Below are 21,745 nucleotides of genomic sequence, written 5' to 3'. Positions count from 1 at the left end.
CAATTTCTCCGGAGGCCCTGTGCTGCCGGTCGGCCAGGCGGTCGGCCTCTACATGGAGGTTGGTTCCCGCACCGGCCCCACCCCGGACGGCCGTTTCGGCGGTGACGCGGCAGATGACGGCGGGATCTCCCCCTACTTCGGCACGGACAAGAAAGGACCGACGGCGGTACTCAAATCGGTCGCCAAGGTACAGAAGAACCAGAAAACCAACCTGCTCAATCAGCGGCTCAACGTGCCGATGATGCGCAGCGTCCATGGCTTCGACATCTGGAAGTCATACATGGACACATGGGAGGCGCTCAATATTGCCCACGTGCAGTTCAACTGCGTGAGCACGGCAGAGCTCAAGGCAGCCCAGAAGGAGCCGGAAAAGCATCAGGACCTTATCGTCAGGGTCTCCGGTTTCAGCTCCAGGTTCGTGGATATCCCAACCTACGGACAGAACACCATCATTGCCCGCAACGAGCAGCATTTCGGGGCCGATGACTACGAGTACATCAACGCACCGCTGTAATATCCCAAAAATCGATTTCGGGAGTCCCGCCGGGGCTCCCGAGAAACAGAACAGGAGACACCCATGTCAGCAACAGCCCAAAATGAAAACATGATGCACGAGAAAAAAGGAACCGGCAAACCATGCCTCCAGTGCAAATGGCAGATCGCCGACCCCACCAATCCGCTGCGGGGGCAATGCACCGTAAACCGTACCGAGATGGGGGGAGTGTGGAAGAGATGGATCCGAGACGTCTACAACGTAACCTGCTCCAGGCATGAAGAGGGCAAGCTCAGCTTCAGGGAGCACGTTTAAACCGCAGCATTCCCGATCAAGGCGATTTGATTCAAACATCTCAATGGAGGGGCAGAAAGGGCCTGTGCGGGTCCGCCAGCATCCTTTCTGCCCCTGGCGATAAGGGAATACACAATGTCAGCCACCAAACATGAAAACCTGTCTGTGCCCCAGCTTGATCCCTACTTTTACGTGAGCAGAGACCTGGCCGACATCTTCGAGAAGATTCACCTGCTCTCACGGAAAAAACCGGTCAACGTCCTCATTTCCGGGCGGCAGGGGTGCGGTAAGTCGTCACTGGTAAAGCAGTACGCGGCCATCTACCAACGTCCCCTGTCCACCTTTCAGGTGGGCATTCTTTCCGAACCGAGCCAGCTGTTCGGCGAGTACGCCCTGGAGGCCGGAGAAACCAAATACAAGCAGTTTCTCTTCCCCGAGGCGATCCAGACCCCTAACAGTGTCATTCACCTGGAGGAGATCAACCGGCCGGAGCATCCCAAGGCGCTCAACATGCTTTTTTCTCTCCTGTCGGACAGCCGGGATGTGTGGCTTGAAGAGCTGGGGCATCTCAAAGTGGCGGACGGTGTGGTCTTCTTTGCCACACTGAACGAGGGTGAAGACTTCGTCGGCACTGAGCTTCTCGATGCGGCGCTTCGGGACAGATTCTACTTCCTGCTCATGGATTATCTCCCCAACGAGGTGGAGAAAGAGGTGCTGATAAAGAAAACCGGCGTCACCGCCGCCCAGGCCGACGACATCATGCTGCGCTCAACTTCATGCGGGGGAACCCCGAGATGCGGGTCGATGTATCCACACGGACGGCCCTGATGATCGGCGATATGATGGCCGTGGGGGCAAGCTTCAGGCAGGCGTTGGCGGTTAGCCTCCAGACGAACCAGGAAGCCCTGGAGTCGGTCCTGATCGGCCTGCACGTGAGAAGGGGTCATACCGAGACGGTCAGCAACGAATATATCCTGTTCGATCACAGCTGGCAGCAAAGCACAGAGAGTTGATCATGATCCCAGAGCCTGCCCATGGAGAAAGCAAGGCCCGGTCACGCTTCCTGATTGCCGCAGAAGCGGGATATTCGGAATTCTGGCGCAGAGACAAATCGCCTGTTGAGATCCTGGAACTGGCAAAACTTCTGCGCAGTATCAGAAAAATGGTCTTAATGGTCGGCAGAAACATCGGCACCGTCGTCTGGGAAGGGATGACCGGCCAGACTGACAGTATCGCCCTCGATCCCTCGCCGATCATGGGGCGCTATCCCATTCCAGCCATGCAGGCCGACGTTGCCATCGGGCTTGCCGTCAGGGGAGCCTTCCTCAAGAGGGAATGGACCGATCATGTCCATAAGCTGGCCCAGTCAAAAATCGTACTCGCCCCGATCTATGCATACAAATTTGCCCATTTCCTGGAAATCGCCGAGAAGGTCAACGCGGATCTCATCGCCAACCGGAATGTATTCGGCCTCTATACGCAAAAGGCCCGTGAATGGGAAACCGCGAAGGCTGCCAGGCATTTCATCAATCCCCCCTCCTTCACCGAACTGCTGCACCTGTGGTGGAAAGTAGCCACCGATCCAGAAGAAGCATTCAGGCATCCATACGAAGACCGCTCGGTAGTGGGATGGTGGGAAAAACCACCGCCGGTCAGTTCTATGCAAAGCCGATGGAGCTCCTCAACAGCATCGTCGAAGAGCTGATGACCGCCTGTGCCGAGCTGCCGAGCGTCACCGAGCGCTGCGAGTACCGTTTGAATCTCTACGCCTCCATCTTCAACGAATTGCTGGAAATGATCAAATTCTGGCCCACCGACCGGAAAGATCCCTTTCTGCTCTCAGCCGATTTCAATGAAGATATGGAAAAAGAGGATGAGGAGAAAGATGGAGTCAAGGCAACACTTCTCAGCTATGCAGAGGAGATCGAAAACAAGCTGGAAAGAAAACATGTGGACTTTACGGAACAGGTGAAATCGGTCGTGGCAAATTTCGGCGGTGTGGTTCGTGTGGAGGGGAACGATATCGTCATGCCGGCAAACAAAAACATCGACAATGCCCTCTTCTACAAGCTGAAAACGGTTCTCCAGCTGGTTGCCCAGAGAAACATCGCCTACAACCGAGGCCTTCCCTCAGGCAAAATCGATCGCACCCGCCTATACAGGGCGCCAACATCCGGAGCCATTTTCAACTTCAAGAAGACCCATTACCAGTTGCATAACGACATCGTTCTCCTTGTGGACTGCACCGGTTCCATGGCCGAACCGAACAAATGGGCAAAAACCGAGGTCATCTACCAGACGCTTTTCATGGCCCTCCTGGCCTACAACCGTAACGCCAGAATATTTGCCTACAACGAAAGAAACGATACCTGCCGCATCACCGAGATCTACAAGAACGGGCAGTTCTATTCAGTCATGCCCCATGGAAGAACCGCATCGGGTGAAGCAATAATAGCCACAGCTCTGAACCTTAAACAAAGCAGCCGCAAACCCTTCATCATTCATGTGACCGATGGCGCAGCAAATTGGGGATGCGGGGTATCCGACGCAATCCGCTATTGCAAGGCCAGGAATATACGCCTGCTGACCATTGGCCTTGAATGCGACCCCATGAACAAAACCGCCCTGGCAGAAGAACATGGTGAAATGATCCAGTTCGTCAACGATGTGGATCAGCTTCCCACCGTGTTCAAACACCTTCTTTCCTCAACAAGATACCATTAATCATTAAGCAGCAGCCAGCATAAGGAGCCGGAATGCATAACATTTTGTCTATTGCCCTTGTTCGCACCCTTTTTATCGCCGCCGCTCTTTTCTCCCTGACTGCCGTCCACAGCTGGGCCGGCGGCGGACAGCACTATCCCAACGGTGTCGAAGACTTTGCCGTAGGCGCCCTGCCCCCTCCCGGAACCTATCTCGTCAACTACATGATCCTGGCCCAGAAGAATTCCCTGCGGGACAACTCCGGCAATGGACTTCCAGCGGATTTCAATGCCAGCGTCTTTGCCGAGGTGCCGAGCTAGTCTACGTCAGCCCGCTGAAAGTACTGGGGGCCAACTGGGCTGCCCAGATATTCATACCCTTCTACAGCGCCGATGTAACCGCTTCCTCAACGGCGATTCCTCCTCTTAATTTCGATGTCAATGACAAGGGAGTCGGCGACATCATCTTCAGCCCGCTGGTCTTTGGCTGGCACTTCGGTCCGGAGCTCCATGCCGTCCTGGCCCTGGACACCTGGGCGCCCACCGGCAACTACGACATAAAGAACCCTGCCACGCAGATCCTCTCAAAAAACCTGGACCTTTGAGCCGGTTTTGGCCATGTCCTACCTGAAAGAGGGTTTCGATGTTTCCGCCAAGCTCATGTACGATTTCCACACGAAAAACAGCGATACCGATACCGAACCGGGACAAGAATTCCATATGGACTGGGCTGTTGGCTATGGGCTTCAGAACGGCCTGAGCGGCGGCGTGGTCGGCTACAACTACTGGCAGACCACGGACGACGAGGTGAACGGAGTCACGGCAAAGGATTCCAGAAGCGAAGTGGGAGGTATCGGAATGGGCATCAAATACTGGCCGAAACAGGGCCCCTTCACCATGACCTTCAAGCAGTACTGGGAGTATGGCGCCAGGAACATCGCCACCGGACCACAGACACAGTTCAAGTTCACCTATGCCTTCTAATGGACAGGCTTGGCCACAGGCGAATACTGTGGCCGAGCTGGCCGGCAAGCTGGGTATGCCATGTCTGAATCTGAGTGAGACCATCGAGCAGTGGAATTTATCGGTCCTGGCGGGGAAGGATGGCCTTTTCGGCCGTGAGATGTCAAAGGAGACCGATTCGGCCATGATAGATACCGGACCGTTCTATGCCGTGGAGATCTATCCCTCCCTGATCAACACCCAGGGGGGGCCACGGCGCAATGAGCGGGCAGAGATCGTCGATCCTTACGGCGAACCGATACCAGGATTGTATGGAGCCGGTGAACTGGGCTCCCTCTGGGGATTGATCTATCAGGGGGAGGTAATATTGCGGAATGTCTGGCCTTTGGCAGGATTGCAGGGGTAAATGCGGCTGCAGGCAGGTGAAATGCCGCAGATTGCGACTGTGTAAGCAGTCTGCGGCAGGGCGCATGCCTCTTGTTCAGGTTAGAGCGAGCCGAGATGATCAGCGCAGGCGGGCGAGTACCGCTGCCGCGACGTTGTTAATCAGGACGTTCCCGAGGGTTAGGTTCTTTTCCGACATTTCTCTCAGCCGCGCCCCATTGATATCCACTACCTTGACCGGCTTGGTTGCCCGCGCAGAAGCAGTGTATTGGTAGGGTTTTATCAGTGAGGAAACACCGAAGATCGCCCCGGGGACGATGGAGCAGACTGGGGCATTGGCAGCACATCCTGCCCCTCCGCCGCTGTAGAACAGCTCCACGCCCCCTTCCAGTAAGAGCATCAGGTTGTCGGCAGTAGTATTTTCCTTGAAAATAATGCTGTCCGCGGGAAATGTCTTCTCTTCGCCGATCATGGCGATGTCCTTGAGTTGTTCTTCCGTCAGTGAGGCGAAGAAGCGATAAGGCCGCAAGAGTTCTGGTGAAATCATGGCTTTTCCTCCTTTGAAACAGTGGATTCCGTCTGCCCCTCCCGGCGCTCTGCAAGGAACAGGGCGTGCCCCGCGTCGGCGGGGCATCCTTCAGTCAGGCTCCACCTTCAGATATGCCTGACCGTCTTCCGAACATCCCAAACGAACCTTGAAGCCCCCGGCGAAGCTTATTTCCGTGGGGAAAAGTTCATCATTGCTGATGTATTTCAATCTGTCACTCTTTACGTTTTCTGTGTTCATATCTCACCAGTCCTTTCCTCGCCTGAGGCGATTGTGAAAACGGTACTGCCAACTGTTCAGGATATGGTGCTGCCGACCGGTCGGAATTTTTCTTTCACCAGGGTTAGCCATGCAGACTACCCGGCGAACAAACTCCTGCCCCCACACACATAAAAGACTTGTCCGGTAATGAACGAGGCATCGTCGTCCAGGAAGAAGAGGATCGCATTGGCAATATCGTCATCTTCGCCGATCTTCCCCATGGGCTGCTTGGCCAGAAAGCCAAGCCTGTTCTTTTCCGGCAGCTCGTCCCACATGGGGGTATGGATGAGCCCGGGAGCGATGCAGTTGACCGTTACCCCTTTCCTCCCCAGTTCCAGGGCCAGGTCCTGGTCAGCCCCACCAGGCCGGCCTTAGCTGATGAGTAGGGAGCCTGCCCGGCCCCGCCCAGCCAGGCCCTGGAGGCAATATTGACGATCCGCCCACCACCCTTTTCAATCATATGGCCATGCACCGCCTGGCTGCAGAGAAACGCCCCTTTCAGGTTGACGTTCAGGGTGATATCCCAGTCTTTCTCGCTGAGGTTTCTCAATGCCCCGGCCCTTTCCATCCCGGCATTGTTCACCAGGATGTCCACCGAGCCGAATCGCTCCACTACATCCTTCACCATTTCATTGACCGCCGTGGCGTTGCAGATATCGGCAACCTTCCCCATCACCTGGAACCCCTTTGCAGCGAATTCCTGAACCGTCTGTTCTACCTTTTCCGGCACGATGTCGTTAATGACAACCTTTACCCCCTTTTCCGCCAGGCGCTGGGCGGTTTTTTTCCCCATGCCGCTTGCAGATCCGGTTATCAATGCAACTTTGCCCTCTAAACTTGCCATGTGGTTTCCTCCTGACCAGTCCGCAGCCTTATGCGGACATTGACGAATAGATACTTTTGCCGCCGCAAACGATAAGGTTCTGTCCCGTAACATAGCGGCTGATTTCCGAAGCAAAATAGGTTGCGGCATAGGCAATATCCTCGGGCTTTCCAAGGCGCTGCACCGGCAATCGTGCCGCACTTTGCTCCTCGGCCTCCGGGGAAAGGGCATCCGCTGTGGTCTTGATGTCACCTTTCAGGATCTGGTTGACGGTAATGCCGTCCTTGGCCAGTTCCAGGGCAAAAGAGCGGGTCAACCCGAAGACGGCCGATTTGGATGTGCTGTAGGGAGATTGATTGGCCGTACCCAGATAATCGAGGCTGCCCACATTTACGATCCGGCCGTAGCCCCTCTTTTTCATGACCGGAATGATGTTGAGACAGAACGAAACCAGCGGTACCACATTGTCCCTCAGGGAACGCTCCCAGCTCTCAATGGTGCTTGCGGCCGTAGACGCATCTTTACGGTCGATATTGTTGACGAGAACATCGATTGAATCGTATCTTTTCGCCAGACTCTCTACTGCCCCCTTGACCGCCTGGGCATCGGTGGGGTCAAGGGCAAGGATTTCCCCCCTGCCCCCTGCCTCCTCCACCATGCGCAAAGTCTCTGCCAGCGGTTGGCGGTCGATGTCGATCAGCACCGTGCGCGCCCCGCTCCGGGCAAACCGGGTGCTGATCGCCCGCCCCACGTCGTCCGTTGCTCCAACTATAACTGCTACCCTATCCTTCATGGTCTGCCTCCTTGCTATTTCCTGAAAAATGTCCCAACGGTCTTACCAACTTGACCAGCATGTGCATGGTGCAGGCCGCATGCTCGGTTCCGGAAAGCCCGCCCCCCGTAACATGAGACATGGCAACCTTGGGGGTTGGCCCCACCTGGTGGCCGCCGGCCTCTCCCCGCAGCTGCTTCACGTTCTGGGCAACCTGGGCGGCACCGGATGCGCCGATCGGGTGACCGTAGGAGAGCATCCCCCCCCGGGGGCTCACCACGCATTTGCCGCCGTAAGTGGACTGACCGTCCCTCAGGAACTTGAGCCCCTCTCCCTTTTTACAGAGCCCCATGCACTCGTAGTAGAGGAGTTCGGAGATGGTGAAGGCATCGTGCAACTCAAGGATGTTCACCTCATCAGGACCGATGCCGGACTCTTCATAGAGTTTCTCAGAAGTGGTCTCGGTGATGTCGTCGCCGGTAATGTCCCGGGGGCGGTTATGGTAAGGCCCCGACTCCACCACCACGCCGGCAACCTTTACCGGTTTGGCGATCCCCAGTTTTTTCATCATCTCTTTTGAGCCTACCACCACGGCGGCAGCCCCGTCGGCAATGCCGCAGCACTGCTGCAGGGTCATGGGATAGGCAACCATGCGGGAATTGACCACCTCTTCAATGGTGATCGGCCCCTTGAACCAGGCATGGGGGTTGTGGGTGGCATGTTTGCGGTTCTTCACCGTGATCATTGCCAGATCCTCGATGGTTGCGCCGGTTTCGTGCATATACCGGGTCGCCCGCATGGCATACTTGCCGGTCATCACCGCCCCGTGCATGGTCTCGATGTCCGACCTTGCCGCACTGAATGCGGCCCCGCTCTGCCTGTGCATGGTATGGTTCTCACAACCAACGCCTATGGAGAGGTCGGTAACGCCGGTGGCCACATCCTTGATGGCGCAGAAAACCGCCATGGCCCCGGCTGAGCAGGCACTCTGCACATTGATGATCGGCAGATTCGGGCCGCACATCCCCAGCCCCCTGAAGACGGTCTGACCGGTCACCATGTCGTTCATTCCATTTCCCACATAGGCACTCTGGACCATGTCGGGCCGGTCGATATTGGACCCCCTCATGGCCTGGAGGGCGGCTTCCCTCCCCAGGACATCGAAATCGACAGTGTGCTTGCCGAATTTCGTTTCTCCCACTCCTGCTATATATACTTCACGCTGTAATTTCATATGAAAATCTCCTGTTTCTCTGGTCTCGATTGTATGTGCTCTATGCTCAACCGATCTTCTTGAACTTGTAGCTCACGATCGGCAGATTATCGTTGTTCATCCTGATTGGCCCCAGGGTCAGCTCCACCTCTTCGTCGCATTTGTAGGTGTTGACCTCTCCCTCCAACTGGGTGAATACCCGGATGTTTTCGGGGAGATCAACATAGGCGAAGATGTATGGAGTTGCCAGCCCCTGTTGCCCGATGTAGATATCCGAAAAGCTGTAGACCTTTCCCCTGCGGGAGAGGGGGACTATTTCGAACTCCTGGCTCCAGCAGCTGGTGCACATCTCGGTCATAAAATCCAGTTGACCGCACTTCTTGCAACGATACCCCTTCAGGTAGGGAAGGCTCCCATCCTTTGGCACTTCCAATATGCCAGGGTGAAAAAACGTAATATCTGGTTCCTTTTCCTTGGTTTTCTTTTTCTGGGCTTCTTCCTGAGCCATGACGCTCCTCCTCAAGGTATTTTCCGACGTCTCTTATTGCGAAACGTTCTCTGTTCCATGTTCCATCTGGCTGCATACCAGTTCGGCGATATCCTTCACCATCTGCTCTTCAGTGAACTTCTTCAGCCCGTCCGTCAGCATCAGCATGCAGAACGGACAGGCGGTGGCGATGGTCTTGGCGCCCGTATCCAGCGCCTCCTTTGCCCTGGTCTGATTGATCCGGGTTCCCTCTTCCTCGGTCCAGTAATTGCCACCGCCGGCGCCGCAGCAGAAGCTTTCGCACCCGTGTCTGGGCATTTCCACCAGTTGCCCCACCGACGAGACCACCTGGCGCGGTTCCGACAGAAAGCGGTTGTGCCTTCCCAGATAGCAGGGGTCGTGGTAGCAGATGGCCTGTCCGCTGTTTTTAAGCGTGATCTTCCCGGCCTCCACCAGGTCGCGTATCATGATCGCGTGGGGGACGACGTCGAACTTCGCCCCCAGGAGCGGGTAATGGCGGGTAAAGCTGTTGAAGCAATGGGGGCACAGGGTGATGACCTTGGTCACCCCCAGGTCGTTGAACTCCTCGATGTTCTGGCCGGCGATCTCGGTGAAGAGGAACTCGTTCCCCATCTGCTTGGCCGGATCGCCGGTGCAGCGGTTTTCTTCCAGGATGCCGAAGGAAACGCCGGCATTCTTGAGGATGGCGACCATGGCCCGGCCAATATGCTGGGCCCGCTCTTCGTAGGCAACCGAGCAACCGATCCAGAGGAGATACTCCGTCTTTCCCTTTTCAAAGATCGGGACATCCAGCCCCTTGCGCCAGTCGTTAGGGCCGAAGCCGGTGCCGATGAAGGGGTGATGGCGCGCCTCCAGACTCCGGTTTGCCTGCCCCATGATCTCGGGCATCTCCGACCGCTCCATCAACAGGTGCTGCCTCATCCTGAGGATGGCATTGGCTGGTTCACCGCCACCGGGCAGGCCTCCATGCATGCCGCACAAGTAGTGCAGTTGTAGATGGCATCGGTGGTGATGGTGTCGAGGAGCGACTCGTCCTCCATCTTCCCCTGCTGCAGATACTCGGCAAGGGTCACCATGACCCCCTTGGGGGAGAGCTTTTTCCCGGTCTGGGCCGCAGGGCAGACCTCGTGACACCGGCCGCATTTCAGACAGGTGAAGATGTCCAACAGGTTCTTGCGACTGAAATCGCCCAGTTTGCTCACCCCCAGGCTCGGCGTCTCCTCTCCTTCCCCTTCTAAGGCCTCGAAGTCCATGACCCCCATCTTGGGGCCGGGAACCGGGATGTCGAGCCCCGCATTGGCCGGGGCCAGCACCAGATGGACCAGGGGCGAGAATGGGATATAGGCGATCAGGGCAAGGGCGAGCAGGCCGTGGGTCCACCAGAGATACCTGTGGACTGTCGGGAGCCCTCCCGTAGCCAGCTGGGCTGCCAGCCAGTTGCCCACGAACGAACCGGGATCGGCGCCGTTCTGGGCGATGCGCGCCCCCTCGATGAAGAAGCCTGTCACGATGATGGCGATAATCCCCACTTCGATCAGCACAAAGGCGGAATTGGCCTTGAAGCAGGTAAGTCGCTCGGGGGGGAAGAGCCTTCGTACCAGGAGGAACAGTACACCGGCCAGGGCAGCCAGCCCGGCGGCGTCCAGGAAAGCTCCCATAAAGAGACGATTGAACTCACCCTGAACACGGGGATGCCGAACAGCACATTGGCAAATACCAGTATGGTCCCCACGGTCAAGACGACCATCCCCCAGAACAGGAAACCGTGGGCCATGCCGGTGAACAGCTTTTTGTAGATGCGGGTCCCGACGATGCCCTTGGTGAGGAAGGAGCGCAGGTAGAGCGGTCCCACCTTCAACGCGTCCAGGGTCAGCCCCAGCCTGACGCTCGCCTTACCTTGCCGTATGCGCAGCCAGTGGCGATAGATGCCGTACCCGAAGATGGCCAGGGCCGGCAGGGAAAGGATATCGATCAGGAGGCCGAAGCTGATATTCCAGTAGGGGACCCGTTCCATATCAGGCACTCTCCTTGAGGGCGTTGATCAGGGCAGGCACCGCCTTTTTGTAGTCCCCCACAATGCCGAACCGGGCCCGTTTAAATATATTCGCCTCATTATCCTTGTTGATGGCGACGACGCACTTAGCGTTTGAGATGCCTGCCAGATGCTGGCTCGCTCCAGAGACGCCGACGGCGAAATAGACGTTGGGCGCCACGATTTTGCCGGTCTGTCCGATCTGGGCGCCGGGGGGCATCCACCCCTCGTCCACCGCCCCCCGGGATGCCCCGACCGCCCCGTTCAAGAGGCCGGCCATATCGTTCAGAATGGCAAAGTTGTCGCCGCTGCCGATTCCCCTGCCGCCGGTAACGATCACCTCCGCGTCTTCCAGGGGAACCCCCTGGCGCTCCTCGTCGATTTCTTCCAAAAGGGCGATCCTCTGGGTCCGGCAGGCAGATCTACGGTCGCGTCGTACCTTCCAGGACTACTGCCTCGAAATATTTGCGCTTGATGGTCAGGACCAGCGGACCCGACTCCACCTTGTAGCGGGCAACAGCTTTGGAGCCGTAGAGTGACCGCTCGATGGTGAGATCAGGGGTAATGGCGGTGACCTCGGAAAGGATCGGCGCACCCAGGCTGACCGCCAGGGGACCGGCCAGACCGCTGCCGATGGCCGTCGCGCTGAGGAGGATCAATTCGTATCCCTCGCTCTTGATGAGGTCGGCAAGCCCCGTTCCCAGGTTCGCCCCCAGGGTGTCGGGAACCCGATACCCCTTGCCGTAGCTCCCCGGAAGCTCGCCTGCTCCCAGCACGACCACATCGGGGGTCGGGCTGAAGATCCTTGCTGCGGTTACCAGCTCCCCGAGGAGCTTGGCATTGGCGGTTTCGATGATCAGAGTTTTCATAGGTACCGCTCCTCCTTGAGCCTTCTCAGTAGCTGACGGACAGCCTCGTCCATGTCATCGGCCGGTATCTGTTCGCAGTTGGACTCCACCTTGGGGATGGACACCGATAGTTCGGAAATGCTCATCTTCCGAGTCCCTATCTCGGCCAGCTTTTCCACCGGCTTCTTCTTGGCCGCAAAAATCGACTTCACCGCCGGTATCCGGGGGACGTTCTCCGGGACGCTGGTGATGGAGAGCACCCCCTTGCCGGAGAGCTTCAAGAGCCGCTTGCCGTTTTCGGTTATCTGGCGATTTTCCATCCGCCGTCCACGGACTCAGCGCTGCAGGCCTGGGGGACAAAGGGGAGGTCGAGCATGCCGGCCAGCACCCCCGGAACGACACCCCGGTCCATGTCTGAGGACTGGCGACCCGCCAGGACCAGGTCCACGTTCCCCTGCCGGTCGATGGCATCCTTCAGGTTGGCGGCGATCACGTAGGGATCGTCCGAATTCCCCTCCACCAGGACCACCTTGTCCGCACCCATGGCCAGCGCCTTTCTGAGGAACTGCACGTCGTCACTGAGCCCATAGGAGACAATGGTCAGATCCGCCCCGAGCTTCTCCTTCAGCTGCACCCCCACCTCGACGGCGTTCTCATCATACAGGCCGATCATGCGCGTATAACGGGGATGGGCCCTGTTCTCCACCAGTTCGAAGTCCGCCGAAGGGACTTCGTAATCGGGGACTACCTTTGCCAAGACGACTATGTGCATAATTTGGCTCCTGACTTTGCTGAATTTGCCACCTTTGTAACGATCACTCCCCCCTTTATGAAAGGGGGGCGGGGGGGATTTCAAAGCGCGGGTTACGTCAACATCAAACTACTACCTTTTCAAAGGGGGACTTTTCTGCCGTACTACTACCGCCCCCGATACTGGGGCGCCCGCTTCTCGGCAAAGGCGGTGAATCCCTCTTTCCGGTCTTCCGTATCCCGCAGGATTCCCCACAACAGGTACGAGAAGTCGATGGCATGGGGGAGCGGCATGTCCATCCCCATCACTGCCGCCTGTTTGGCAGCCATGACGCTCAGGGGTGCGTTGCCTGCGATTTTTTCCGCATATTTCCTGGCCAGCGCCATCAGCTGGTCAGGTTCGGCAACATCGCTCACCAGACCGACCCGGTGCGCCTCGGCGGCGTCGATCATTTCGCCGGTCAGAAGCATCTTCATGGCCACCGCCTGGGGAATGGCCCGCGGCAGGCACTGGGTCCCGTTCAGTCCGGCAAGGCTCGCCACCTTGGTTTCCGTCAGGCCGAACTTGGCCGTAGTGCTGCAGATCCGCAGGTCACACGCCAGGGCCATTTCCAGACCACCGCCAATGGCGTAACCGTTGATACAGGCGATGATCGGCTTCCACATCTTCATGTGCGGGATAATCGGCTGTCCCTCCTTGTAGTAGAGGGCGGCCATGCATTCGTCCGGCACCTTCGACTTCTTCATGTCGGTGCCGGTGCAGAATGCCTTCTCCCCGGCGCCGGTCAGTACCGCAACGCGGATATCCGGATTGCTCTTCACCTCGCCCCAGATCTCCGCCAGCCGCACCAGCCCTTCCGGTCCAGTGAATTCATGGCATCGGGCCGGTTCAGGGTGATATAGGCCACATTCCCCTCTGTTACGAAATCAACTCCCATTGCTTTCTCCTTTATCGATCAGTGTCCTTAACGTTCGTGCTTATGATCAGTCTCTTGCACCCCCCCAGCCCCTCCCATCGAAATAAGGGAAGGTAAGATCCCCTCTCCCTGGTGGGAGAGGGCTAGGGAGAGGGGGAAACGCCGCTGTAGCTCGTAACTCGGCCTACCCTTCATCACTGGCAACGATGAAGGGATTGTAAGGCTTCTTCTCCTTCAAGAGCTGCCGGGCGATCAGCCACCGGTGGACTTCGGAAGGGCCTTCCAGGATGCGCCACAGCCGCACATGCCGGGCGACATATTCGATCCCCAGTTCGTGTGAAACCCCCACACCCCCATGGATCTGGATCGCCCGGTCAGCCACCCTGGTCAGCATTTCTGTCGCTGCCACCTTGACGCTCGCCCCTTCGATCCGCAGGTCCTTGTGCCCCTGATCCGATTTCCAGGCTGCGTAGTAGAGCAGCAAGCGGACCTGTTCCAACTCCATGGTGGAGTCGGCGATCCAGTTCTGGATGGTGCCCCGGTCCGCCAGCGGTTGGCCGAAGGTGACGCGGGTGTTGGCTTGGTCGATCATCATCTGGATCAGCCGCTCCGCCATACCGGTACAGCTGGAGGCCAGCTCGATGCGGCGCACGCCGAATCGGTTCTGCAGCGGGATGAACGCCTTGCCCACCTCGCCGAGAATGGCGTCGTCATCCACCTCCACTTCCTCAAGGATCAGGTCCCAGGTCGGCATCGGCCCGATAACCGGAATCTCCTTGCCGATCCGTACCCCCGGATGCTCCCGGTCGATGAGAAAGGCCGTAAACCGGTCTTTGCTCGCCGCGCTGGGATCGGTGACCGCGATGACGATGAAGAAGACGTTGTCATAGTCACATTTGCTGATGAAGGTCTTGGTGCCGTTGATGACCCACTTGTTACCCTTCTTCACCGCTTTGGTCTTCAAGCCGCTCACGTCCGATCCGGCTCCCGGTTCGGTACAGGCCATGGCTGAGTCGACCTCGCCGTTGCAGTATGGTACGAAGTACTTTTCCCGCTGCCTGGGACCGCAGCAATCGTGCAGGTAGTACAGGTTGGGGGCGTCCGGCGGAAGGGTGAAGCCGTGGTTGGAGAAACCGACCAGGCTCTTGGAAAGTTCCTCCACCACCAGGGTCTTGGCCAGCATCCCCAGCCCCTGGCCGCCGAACTCCTCATCCACCTCAAGACCCCAGAAGCCGAGGTCCTTTGTCTTCTGCAAAAGCCGTTTGTGATCCTCGTCAGGGATAAGGTGGCCGGGCTGGGTCCAGAGGGAAAGTTCACGCTCCAGGAGCGTCTTTTCCAGCGGCATCAGTTCACGTTTCACGAACTCCCGCATCGATTCTTTGAGCATCATGTATTCTTCGGGTATGCTGAAATCCATTCTTGTTCTCCTGATGGTTTAGTTCTGCTTTGTCACATTTGGTTTCGTCCCAGTGGGACAGAATGTCTGTAGCCGGGGGATTCATCCCCCGGTGTGGGGATAGGATTAATCCTTCAGTCACGTACGTGACGAAAGAACCTATCGTTTTAATCCCGGCGATGAATCGCCGGGCTACCGGCAATCTTCCCCTACGGGGCGTAATCTGCGTGCCGCGTCACGCATTGAGGTTGAAGGCAGCTACACGAGCACCTTTTCCTCGGTGAGCGTCGCGATCTCTTCGTCCGTATAGTCGAGCATCCCCTTCAGTACCTCATTGGTGTGCTGGCCCAGGAGGGGGGCTGCCGTTTCCATCCGTAGCGGGGTCTTGGTCAGGCGGATCGGGGCCCTGTTGTACAGGGTGCGCCCCATTACCGGATGGTCCAGGTATGACCAGAATTCTCGCTGCCGCAGGTGCTTGTCTTCGATGGCCCCGCGGGCATCGTTGACTACCCCTGCTCTGACGCCGTTTTGCAGCAGTTCGGCCATGAGCTGGTCCGCGTGCTGTCCTCTGGTCCAATCTTCGATCCAGTCGTTCAGTTCCACCTCGTTTTCCTTGCGGCTCTGCAGGGAGGTGAACTTCACATCCTCAGTCCAGGCGGGGTTGCCCATTACTTTCTTGAGCGCTCGCCATTCATCTTCACTGAACACGGCAATGGCAATCCATTTCCGGTAACCGAGAGTAGTGTATAATCCATGGGGTGCTGCATGGGGATCGCCGAGCCCCGCCGGGCCCAGAGTATCTCCATTGGCCGCATAGGCCATCACACTGGTGGGCGCCATGCTGATGGCGGATTTCAGCTGGGAAATGGCTATCGTCTGTCCTTTCCCTGTCTTCTCACGATCGAGCAGGGCGGCATGATGCCGAACAGAGTGTGGCTGGGCGCCATGACATGGTCCGTATAGTTGGTGCCGGTTCCAAAGGGCCTCTCGCCGGGGAAACATGTCCTGGCGGTCAGGCCGCACAGGGCATTCAGGTTTACCCCGAATCCCATGTAGCTCTTTTGCGGCCCGCTGTCACCCTGCAGACTCATGGTTACGTAGATGATCCTCGGGTTGATTTTTTTGACGTCCTCCCACCCCAGGTTCCACTTCTCCATCTGTCCCACGCGAAAGTTGTTGATGATGATGTCGCTCTTTTTGATCAGCCGTACGGCAACTGCCCGGGCCTTGGGGTGACTCATGTCCAGGGCGATGCCCTTTTTGTTGGGATTGCGGTTGGCAAAATAGCCGCTACGCTCCAGCCCCTCGCCGATCCCGTCCTTGAACGGTCCCCCTGTTCTCAGGAGGTCCGGCCGGCTCTTGCTCTCTATCTTGATAACCTCTGCGCCGCATTGCCCCAGGACGTTGGTCGCAATGGGACCGGCACCCACCCAGGAAAAGTCGCACACCACAATACCTTCAAGGGCTTTCTTAAGATTTTGCAACATGGACAACCCCCTCTTTTGCAAGCGCCTCAATTTCATCAGAGCTATAGCCGCATTCGCCAAGTATTTCGGCCGTGTGCTGGCCGAAAACGGGAACGGTATCACCCAGACGCCATTTCAGATTCCCGAACACGTAAGGGGGGCCGGGACAGACCACTTCTCCACCAACGGGTTCATGGTTCAAACTCTTCCAGAAGTCGTGGTGGATCAGCTGGGGATTCTCCAGGAGGTCTTTGCCGTTGCTGACAGGACTGATTGCGACTTTGTGCGCCTGCCCGGCATCATAGAGATATTGTTTGGTATGTTGCATCGTGAAGCGTTCGAATACATGACAGAACATTCCGTATGCTTCCCTGGATTCCCGATATGCCTGCTCGATCCAGTGATCGTTGTCAAAAACTTCCCACTCTTCAACGTTTTCATCCTTCATCCATTGTACGAAAGGCTCCCACATGCCTTGTTCCTGCCCATAATGGCGACGATCGCCACAAAGCCGTCCTTGCAGGGATGGATTGTTGCAGATCCGGCCTCTTTGCCTCTGCCCCGTCTCAGGGTCCCCTCAAGGTCCCAGCACTGGGCGCAGTCTCGAGGGCCATCCCGACCGCCTCCATGCAGGACACATCGACAAATTGGCCAATTCCGGTTCTTTGAGCGAACAGCGCGGCAATCGAACTGCCGACCGCCGCGTAAACTTCCGCCATTCTGTACGACTGATTGTCACAGGCTCTAACCGGCTTGTCGTTCTCTATACCGGCCAGATACAGAAAACCGCCAAGTGCCGAGCAGGTCAGATCAGATCCGGGATATGCGCTGTACGGTCCGAAGGAACCGAACGGGGTGATTGAGGTCTGTACCAGCTTGGGATTGGCAGCACTCAGGACATCATATGAAAGACCCAGATTGTCCAGATAACCGGGGGTGAAGCTCTCGAACAACAGATCAGCCCCCTTGCACAGTTCAACAAAAACCTCCCTGCCCTTCTCTTTGTTCAAATCCAGCGCCATTCCCCTCTTGCCGGCGTTGTAATAGATGAACTGCAGGCTTCTTTCGATTCCAGGCAGGTTTTCATAGAAGGGGCCGATGGAACGCAACGGATCTCCGGTGATCGGCTCCACATGGATGACATCTGCCCCAAGGCCCGCATAGAGCTTTGCCGCATAAGGACCAAGCTCACCGGTGAAATCCAGTATTCTTAATTCTGATAATGAGCTTGTTTCACACACTCTCTCTTCTCCTTCAGCCAATGTCGGCTCTGCCGGCAGCTCTTTGCCCGAAAATAAACACGACACGGTGTCCAAATTTCGATTCCATAATATAAATCATAGTTCTATGAAACTTTTTCAGCGAATAACCCTGTAATTGCCGGGCAATAGGTTCGTATACTTGTGAATTACCACAACATAAGCACTTAATATGCCAAACACTGTTTTTATTTTTCACCCAACCAAATCTGTCCCATTAAAGCAGGATTCAATCCTCTTATATAACAACCCATTATGCCGGAGACTTAAATTATTAGATGAGATTTGAATGTTATTTTATTTTATGAATAAATTTAGGAGGGCCACAGGGAGAAAGAACTGCCAACGGAGGGAGAAATTGCAAAAATAATGAAATTCAAACTAGTTGTAAGCGCACACGCCCAGGAAAAAACGAAGGTGGGGAAGGATTAGAGGAGCGAAAAGATCATCATTCGAAGTTTTATTATTTTTAAAACAGGCCCCCGGTTCCCGTCATCTTTTATCAAATGATGAAATTCTCCGTTGGGGCGTAACCTTGTCTTCGGCTGGATCATCAAAAGCATTGCATCTGCCATTTGGTTCTTGCTGTAACATTATCTTCACAAGAAATACTATGGGCGAACCTCTGCCCATAGGACATGACGCGAATGAAGCCACGCGCCCTGCCGGGCGCACACAAAAAAAGGGACTTGCGCTTTTCACGCAAGTCCCTGAAATTTATTTGGTTGCGGGGAGAGGATTTGAACCTCTGACCTTCGGGTTATGAGCCCGACGAGCTACCAGACTGCTCCACCCCGCGTTAACTTGTTATTTATACCCTAACCAGACACTTGCTGTCAATGGAATAATTTGAAAATTTATTTTTTATCCCGCTGCCGCACCACTTCGAAGAGCATGATCCCTCCGGCAACCGAGGCATTGAGGGAGTTGACGCCCCCTTTAAGCGGAATCGACACCAGGATGTCACATCTCTTCTTTACCAGCGGCCTGATCCCCTCCCCTTCGCTGCCGATGACCAGCGCCACGGCTCCGGTCAATTTCTGTTCGAAGATAGAGATGGGTGATTCGCCGTCTGCTCCGTAGATCCAGAATCCGGCAGCTTTCAGCTCATCCAGGGTCTGGGCGATGTTGGTCACCTCTGCAACCGCAATGGTTTCAATGGCGCCGGCCGAAGCTTTTTCAACTGCCGCTGTTACCCCTACTGCACGGTCTTTGGGGATAATCACTCCCTGGGCTCCGGCACAGGCCGCACTGCGAATCAGTGCACCCAGATTGTGCGGGTCCTGCACACCGTCCAGAACCAACAACAGGCCGTTGCTGCGGGCCGTTTCAGATTCCAGTATATCAGCCAGTTGCACATAGGCAAATCGTTCTGCCCGTAAAGCGACCCCCTGATGGTGATCAGTACCGCAGAGCCGGGAAATATCCCGCTTGTCCCGGTGGCGCACAGGCACCCTCTTCTCTTCAGCAAGATCGAGAAGTTTTTCCAAACGGCGATCACTGCTGCCGCTGGCGACAAAAAGCTCGAAGGCCCTCCGTTTCCCGCGGAGAGCCTCCATAACCGAGTTGAGCCCGTATATGATTTCATCTTTCATGGTGGCGATGATCCTTTCAGCCTGCGACAATCTCCGCTACAATGGCTTGTGCGGCTTCTGCAGGATTCGGCGCAGCGGCGATAGGCCGCCCGATTACCAGGTAATCGGCACCGCTTTTCACTGCTTCAGCCGGTGTCATGATCCTTTTCTGATCATCGGCAGCGGCAAAGGCCGGCCGAACACCGGGAGTAACGATGAGAAAATCGTTGCCGCAGGCTTCACGGATCAGCGGCACCTCCTGGGGAGAAGCGACTACGCCGTCAATGCCCGCCTTTTTGGCCAGAGATGCAAGTTTCACAACCATTTCCGGCACCGGCAGGTTTATCCCGACCTCTTGCAAGGTTTGCTCATTGGAAGAGGTGAGAATGGTCACTGCAAGAACTTTCCCCCGCTCTTCCCCCTTGAATTCCTTATCCAGCGTCTCCACCGTTTTGGCCATCATCTCGTAGCCGCCAAGGGCATGGAGATTGAACAGCTTCACACCCATGCGGGCCGCTTCGAGGGAGGCCATGGCCACGGTGTTGGGAATATCATGATATTTAAGGTCTAGAAACACCTCGCCGCCGTATTTCTGGATCATCCGCACCACGGCTGGACCGCAGGCGGTATAAAGCTGCTTTCCCACCTTGAACATCCCCACATGGGGCGAAAGCAGGTCTGCCCATTTCTCAACATCGCTGAACTCATTTACATCAAGGGCGAAAATTATCTTTGCCCGTGCTTCGTCTCTGGTCATTGCTTCACCTTCTATTTCAACGCAGTATTAACTGCGGCTTTTACTTTTTCCACGGCATCGGCCATGGAAAGCAACTCCACCTCGCCGGATCGGCGACATTTGAGCTCCACCTTCCCGTCGGCCAGATTCTTGCTCCCCACGACGATGCGCAGGGGAATGCCAATCAGATCGGCATCCTTGAACTTGAAGCCGGGCCGCTCGTCACGATCATCCAGCAGCACTTCAATCCCGGCTGCTGCGAGCTGGCCGTATATTGCTTCCGATGCTTCCCTGACCACGTCTTCCTTCATATTAAGGGCGGAAATGATGCAATGGAACGGGGCGATGGGGAGCGGGAAGATAATGCCGTTCTCGTCGTGATTCTGCTCGATGCAGGCGGCAACGGTACGCCCGATGCCGATGCCGTAGCACCCCATGAAGATGATCTGCTCCTTGCCGTCAGCGTCCAGATAAGTTGCCTTCATGGCCTTGGAATACTTGGTGCCCAGTTTGAAGACGTGACCGACTTCGATGCCACGCCACATCTCCAGTGTGCCGCTCTCGCAGCGTGGGCAAGGATCGCCGAGAACCACGTTGCGGATATCGGCAAAGGTGGTTACGTTGAAATCCCGGCCCAGGTTGACGTTTTTCAGGTGCAGGTCCTTGGCATTGGCACCGGTGACGAAATTTTTCATTCCCTGGACGGCCAGGTCGGCAATAATTTTTGCCTTCAACCCAACAGGCCCGGCAAAACCGGTCGGTGCACCGGTAACCTTGACAACCACCTCTTCGCCCGCCATCTCAAGGGTGTCACAGCCGAGGATATTTTTCAACTTGATCTCATTCAGCTCGTGGTCACCCCGCAAAAGCGCCACCACCGGCTCATTATCGGCCAGGAGGACCAGGGTCTTGACCAGAGATGACTCGTGAACGGCAAGGAAGGAAGCAACCTCTTCGATGCTCTTTTTGTCGGGTGTTGCCACCTTCTCCAGATCGCGGGGATCGGCGTGCTCGCTAACCGCCGACTGACGTGCTTCAGCTTTTTCCACATTGGCTGCATAGTCACAGGCAGTGCAGGAGACAATTGCGTCTTCACCGGACTCGGCCAGCACCATGAACTCGTGGGACCAGGAACCACCGATGCTTCCGGTGTCCGCCTCAACGGCGCGAAATTTGAGTCCACAGCGCTCGAAGATGCGCCGATAGGCCTGGTACATCTTGTCGTAGGAGATGTCTGCAGCTTTTTCGTCCACGTCAAAGGAGTAGGCATCTTTCATGATGAACTCACGACCGCGCATGAGGCCGAAACGGGGGCGGATCTCGTCACGGAACTTGCCCTGTATCTGATAGAGATTGATCGGGAGTTGCCGGTAGCTCTTTACCTCGCGCCTCACCAGATCGGTAATGACCTCTTCGTGGGTTGGTCCGAGACAGAATTCCGTATCCTTGCGGTCCCTGAAGCGGAGCAGTTCCTTGCCGTACTGCTCCCAGCGTCCCGACTCCTGCCAAAGCTCCGCAGGCTGGACAGTCGGCATCAGCAGTTCGATGGCGCCGGCACGATTCATCTCCTCACGGACAATGTTTTCCACCTTGCGGATGGAACGAAGCCCAAGGGGGAGATAATTGTAAACGCCCGCCGCCAGTTTGCGGATCATGCCGCCGCGCAACATGAGCTGGTGTGATATGACCTCCGCATCGGAAGGGGTTTCCTTGACTGTCGGAATAAAGTACTGCGAATAACGCATACGAATCTCACTTTCTCAATAAAAAAACAATGGGGCACGCGCCTCACCCCTCACCCCTCACC

The 21,745-nt window shown here is 56.5% G+C and carries 29 protein-coding genes, 1 tRNA gene and 2 pseudogenes; 10 read left to right on the top strand and 22 right to left on the bottom strand.

Going from position 1 to position 21,745, the window contains the following annotated elements; translation table 11 throughout:
* The first annotated feature begins 52 nt into the window (after positions 1–52).
* The 10 genes from JCM15764_RS30060 to JCM15764_RS15370 all read left to right on the top strand — a co-directional run bounded on the left by JCM15764_RS30060 (position 53) and on the right by JCM15764_RS15370 (position 4,858).
* Complete coding sequence (locus JCM15764_RS30060) at positions 53–514, top strand: glycine radical domain-containing protein (protein ID WP_439645314.1); 462 nt, start codon at positions 53–55, stop codon at positions 512–514.
* Positions 515–577: 63 nt separating this feature from the next.
* On the top strand, positions 578–808 hold the full coding sequence (locus JCM15764_RS15390) for a benzylsuccinate synthase beta subunit family protein (protein ID WP_054697275.1): 231 nt from the start codon (positions 578–580) through the stop codon (positions 806–808).
* Positions 809–922: 114 nt separating this feature from the next.
* Positions 923–1,615, top strand: coding sequence for an AAA family ATPase (locus tag JCM15764_RS15385; RefSeq protein WP_243689142.1), 693 nt, complete (start codon positions 923–925; stop codon positions 1,613–1,615).
* Entirely contained in the window at positions 1,582–1,800 is a 219-nt protein-coding gene (locus JCM15764_RS30055) for a hypothetical protein (RefSeq protein ID WP_243689141.1), read from the top strand. The genes JCM15764_RS15385 and JCM15764_RS30055 overlap by 34 nt, the downstream gene beginning before the upstream one ends.
* 2 nt (positions 1,801–1,802) lie before the next feature.
* Positions 1,803–2,492, top strand: coding sequence for a hypothetical protein (locus tag JCM15764_RS24270; protein WP_243689140.1), 690 nt, complete (start codon positions 1,803–1,805; stop codon positions 2,490–2,492).
* Positions 2,417–3,511: a vWA domain-containing protein gene (locus JCM15764_RS24265; protein WP_243689139.1), complete on the top strand. Its 1,095-nt coding sequence runs from the start codon at positions 2,417–2,419 to the stop codon at positions 3,509–3,511. The genes JCM15764_RS24270 and JCM15764_RS24265 overlap by 76 nt, the downstream gene beginning before the upstream one ends.
* 32 nt (positions 3,512–3,543) lie before the next feature.
* Positions 3,544–3,810, top strand: a complete 267-nt coding sequence (locus JCM15764_RS24260) for a transporter family protein (RefSeq protein WP_243689138.1) — start codon at positions 3,544–3,546, stop codon at positions 3,808–3,810.
* Positions 3,811–3,824: 14 nt separating this feature from the next.
* On the top strand, positions 3,825–4,094 hold the full coding sequence (locus JCM15764_RS27020) for a transporter (protein WP_279384491.1): 270 nt from the start codon (positions 3,825–3,827) through the stop codon (positions 4,092–4,094).
* Positions 4,057–4,473 (top strand): SphA family protein, encoded by a 417-nt coding sequence (locus JCM15764_RS27015; protein WP_279384490.1) that lies wholly within the window; start codon positions 4,057–4,059, stop codon positions 4,471–4,473. The genes JCM15764_RS27020 and JCM15764_RS27015 overlap by 38 nt, the downstream gene beginning before the upstream one ends.
* Positions 4,474–4,501: 28 nt before the next feature.
* A complete protein-coding gene (locus tag JCM15764_RS15370) occupies positions 4,502–4,858 on the top strand; it encodes an FAD-binding protein (protein ID WP_054697271.1) in 357 nt (118 codons plus the stop codon).
* 99 nt (positions 4,859–4,957) lie between these two features.
* Here JCM15764_RS15370 and JCM15764_RS15365 read toward each other — a convergent pair whose 3' ends face one another.
* The 22 genes and pseudogenes from JCM15764_RS15365 to JCM15764_RS15290 all read right to left on the bottom strand — a co-directional run bounded on the left by JCM15764_RS15365 (position 4,958) and on the right by JCM15764_RS15290 (position 21,683).
* Positions 4,958–5,383, bottom strand: a complete 426-nt coding sequence (locus JCM15764_RS15365) for a cyclic nucleotide-binding domain-containing protein (protein ID WP_054697267.1) — start codon at positions 5,381–5,383, stop codon at positions 4,958–4,960.
* A gap of 90 nt (positions 5,384–5,473) precedes the next feature.
* The gene (locus JCM15764_RS24255) at positions 5,474–5,623 is read right to left on the bottom strand and encodes a hypothetical protein (RefSeq protein ID WP_243689137.1); all 150 of its coding nucleotides are present in this window, start codon (positions 5,621–5,623) and stop codon (positions 5,474–5,476) included.
* Positions 5,624–5,739: 116 nt separating this feature from the next.
* Positions 5,740–6,437 (bottom strand): annotated as a pseudogene (locus JCM15764_RS15360) (SDR family NAD(P)-dependent oxidoreductase).
* A 79-nt stretch (positions 6,438–6,516) separates the two neighbouring features.
* Positions 6,517–7,260, bottom strand: coding sequence for an SDR family NAD(P)-dependent oxidoreductase (locus tag JCM15764_RS15355; protein WP_054697265.1), 744 nt, complete (start codon positions 7,258–7,260; stop codon positions 6,517–6,519).
* A complete protein-coding gene (gene bbsB, locus JCM15764_RS15350; RefSeq protein ID WP_054697262.1) occupies positions 7,250–8,473 on the bottom strand; it encodes a benzoylsuccinyl-CoA thiolase subunit BbsB in 1,224 nt (407 codons plus the stop codon). Before bbsB ends, JCM15764_RS15355 begins: the two co-directional genes overlap by 11 nt.
* Positions 8,474–8,519: 46 nt before the next feature.
* On the bottom strand, positions 8,520–8,960 hold the full coding sequence (gene bbsA / locus JCM15764_RS15345) for a benzoylsuccinyl-CoA thiolase subunit BbsA (protein ID WP_054697258.1): 441 nt from the start codon (positions 8,958–8,960) through the stop codon (positions 8,520–8,522).
* Between the two features lie 33 nt (positions 8,961–8,993).
* Complete coding sequence (locus tag JCM15764_RS24250) at positions 8,994–9,932, bottom strand: (Fe-S)-binding protein (protein WP_243689136.1); 939 nt, start codon at positions 9,930–9,932, stop codon at positions 8,994–8,996.
* The gene (locus JCM15764_RS24245; protein ID WP_243689163.1) at positions 9,878–10,561 is read right to left on the bottom strand and encodes a (Fe-S)-binding protein; all 684 of its coding nucleotides are present in this window, start codon (positions 10,559–10,561) and stop codon (positions 9,878–9,880) included. Before JCM15764_RS24245 ends, JCM15764_RS24250 begins: the two co-directional genes overlap by 55 nt.
* Entirely contained in the window at positions 10,495–10,974 is a 480-nt protein-coding gene (locus tag JCM15764_RS24240; protein WP_243689135.1) for a hypothetical protein, read from the bottom strand. The genes JCM15764_RS24245 and JCM15764_RS24240 overlap by 67 nt, the downstream gene beginning before the upstream one ends.
* 1 nt (position 10,975) lies before the next feature.
* Complete coding sequence (locus JCM15764_RS24235) at positions 10,976–11,383, bottom strand: electron transfer flavoprotein subunit alpha/FixB family protein (protein ID WP_243689134.1); 408 nt, start codon at positions 11,381–11,383, stop codon at positions 10,976–10,978.
* A gap of 31 nt (positions 11,384–11,414) precedes the next feature.
* On the bottom strand, positions 11,415–11,861 hold the full coding sequence (locus JCM15764_RS24230) for an adenine nucleotide alpha hydrolase family protein (RefSeq protein ID WP_243689133.1): 447 nt from the start codon (positions 11,859–11,861) through the stop codon (positions 11,415–11,417).
* Entirely contained in the window at positions 11,858–12,160 is a 303-nt protein-coding gene (locus JCM15764_RS24225) for a hypothetical protein (RefSeq protein ID WP_243689132.1), read from the bottom strand. Before JCM15764_RS24225 ends, JCM15764_RS24230 begins: the two co-directional genes overlap by 4 nt.
* On the bottom strand, positions 12,142–12,612 hold the full coding sequence (locus tag JCM15764_RS24220) for an adenine nucleotide alpha hydrolase family protein (protein ID WP_243689131.1): 471 nt from the start codon (positions 12,610–12,612) through the stop codon (positions 12,142–12,144). The genes JCM15764_RS24225 and JCM15764_RS24220 overlap by 19 nt, the downstream gene beginning before the upstream one ends.
* A 146-nt stretch (positions 12,613–12,758) precedes the next feature.
* Positions 12,759–13,439: an enoyl-CoA hydratase/isomerase family protein gene (locus tag JCM15764_RS15325; RefSeq protein ID WP_243689130.1), complete on the bottom strand. Its 681-nt coding sequence runs from the start codon at positions 13,437–13,439 to the stop codon at positions 12,759–12,761.
* Positions 13,440–13,691: 252 nt separating this feature from the next.
* Positions 13,692–14,924 carry an acyl-CoA dehydrogenase family protein gene (locus tag JCM15764_RS15320; RefSeq protein ID WP_054697255.1) on the bottom strand — a complete coding sequence of 411 codons (1,233 nt, stop codon included), beginning with the start codon at positions 14,922–14,924 and terminating at the stop codon, positions 13,692–13,694.
* 237 nt (positions 14,925–15,161) lie between these two features.
* Positions 15,162–16,390, bottom strand: a pseudogene (locus tag JCM15764_RS15315) (CaiB/BaiF CoA transferase family protein).
* Positions 16,374–16,817 carry a CoA transferase gene (locus JCM15764_RS27010; protein ID WP_279384481.1) on the bottom strand — a complete coding sequence of 148 codons (444 nt, stop codon included), beginning with the start codon at positions 16,815–16,817 and terminating at the stop codon, positions 16,374–16,376. Before JCM15764_RS27010 ends, JCM15764_RS15315 begins: the two are co-directional and overlap by 17 nt.
* Before the next feature lie 118 nt (positions 16,818–16,935).
* The gene (locus tag JCM15764_RS27005; RefSeq protein ID WP_279384480.1) at positions 16,936–17,610 is read right to left on the bottom strand and encodes a CoA transferase; all 675 of its coding nucleotides are present in this window, start codon (positions 17,608–17,610) and stop codon (positions 16,936–16,938) included.
* Between the two features lie 740 nt (positions 17,611–18,350).
* A tRNA-Met gene (locus JCM15764_RS15305) sits at positions 18,351–18,427 on the bottom strand.
* Between the two features lie 58 nt (positions 18,428–18,485).
* Positions 18,486–19,223, bottom strand: a complete 738-nt coding sequence (gene rlmB, locus JCM15764_RS15300) for a 23S rRNA (guanosine(2251)-2'-O)-methyltransferase RlmB (RefSeq protein ID WP_054697384.1) — start codon at positions 19,221–19,223, stop codon at positions 18,486–18,488.
* Positions 19,224–19,239: 16 nt separating this feature from the next.
* Positions 19,240–19,959 (bottom strand): orotidine-5'-phosphate decarboxylase, encoded by a 720-nt coding sequence (gene pyrF, locus JCM15764_RS15295; protein ID WP_054697251.1) that lies wholly within the window; start codon positions 19,957–19,959, stop codon positions 19,240–19,242.
* Between the two features lie 11 nt (positions 19,960–19,970).
* Positions 19,971–21,683: a proline--tRNA ligase gene (locus tag JCM15764_RS15290; protein WP_054697248.1), complete on the bottom strand. Its 1,713-nt coding sequence runs from the start codon at positions 21,681–21,683 to the stop codon at positions 19,971–19,973.
* Positions 21,684–21,745: the final 62 nt, after the last annotated feature.

The sequence above is a fragment of the Geotalea toluenoxydans JCM 15764 genome (assembly GCF_001311985.1).
GTDB lineage: Bacteria > Desulfobacterota > Desulfuromonadia > Geobacterales > Geobacteraceae > Geotalea > Geotalea toluenoxydans.
This window is presented reverse-complemented; position numbering and strand designations above follow the sequence as displayed.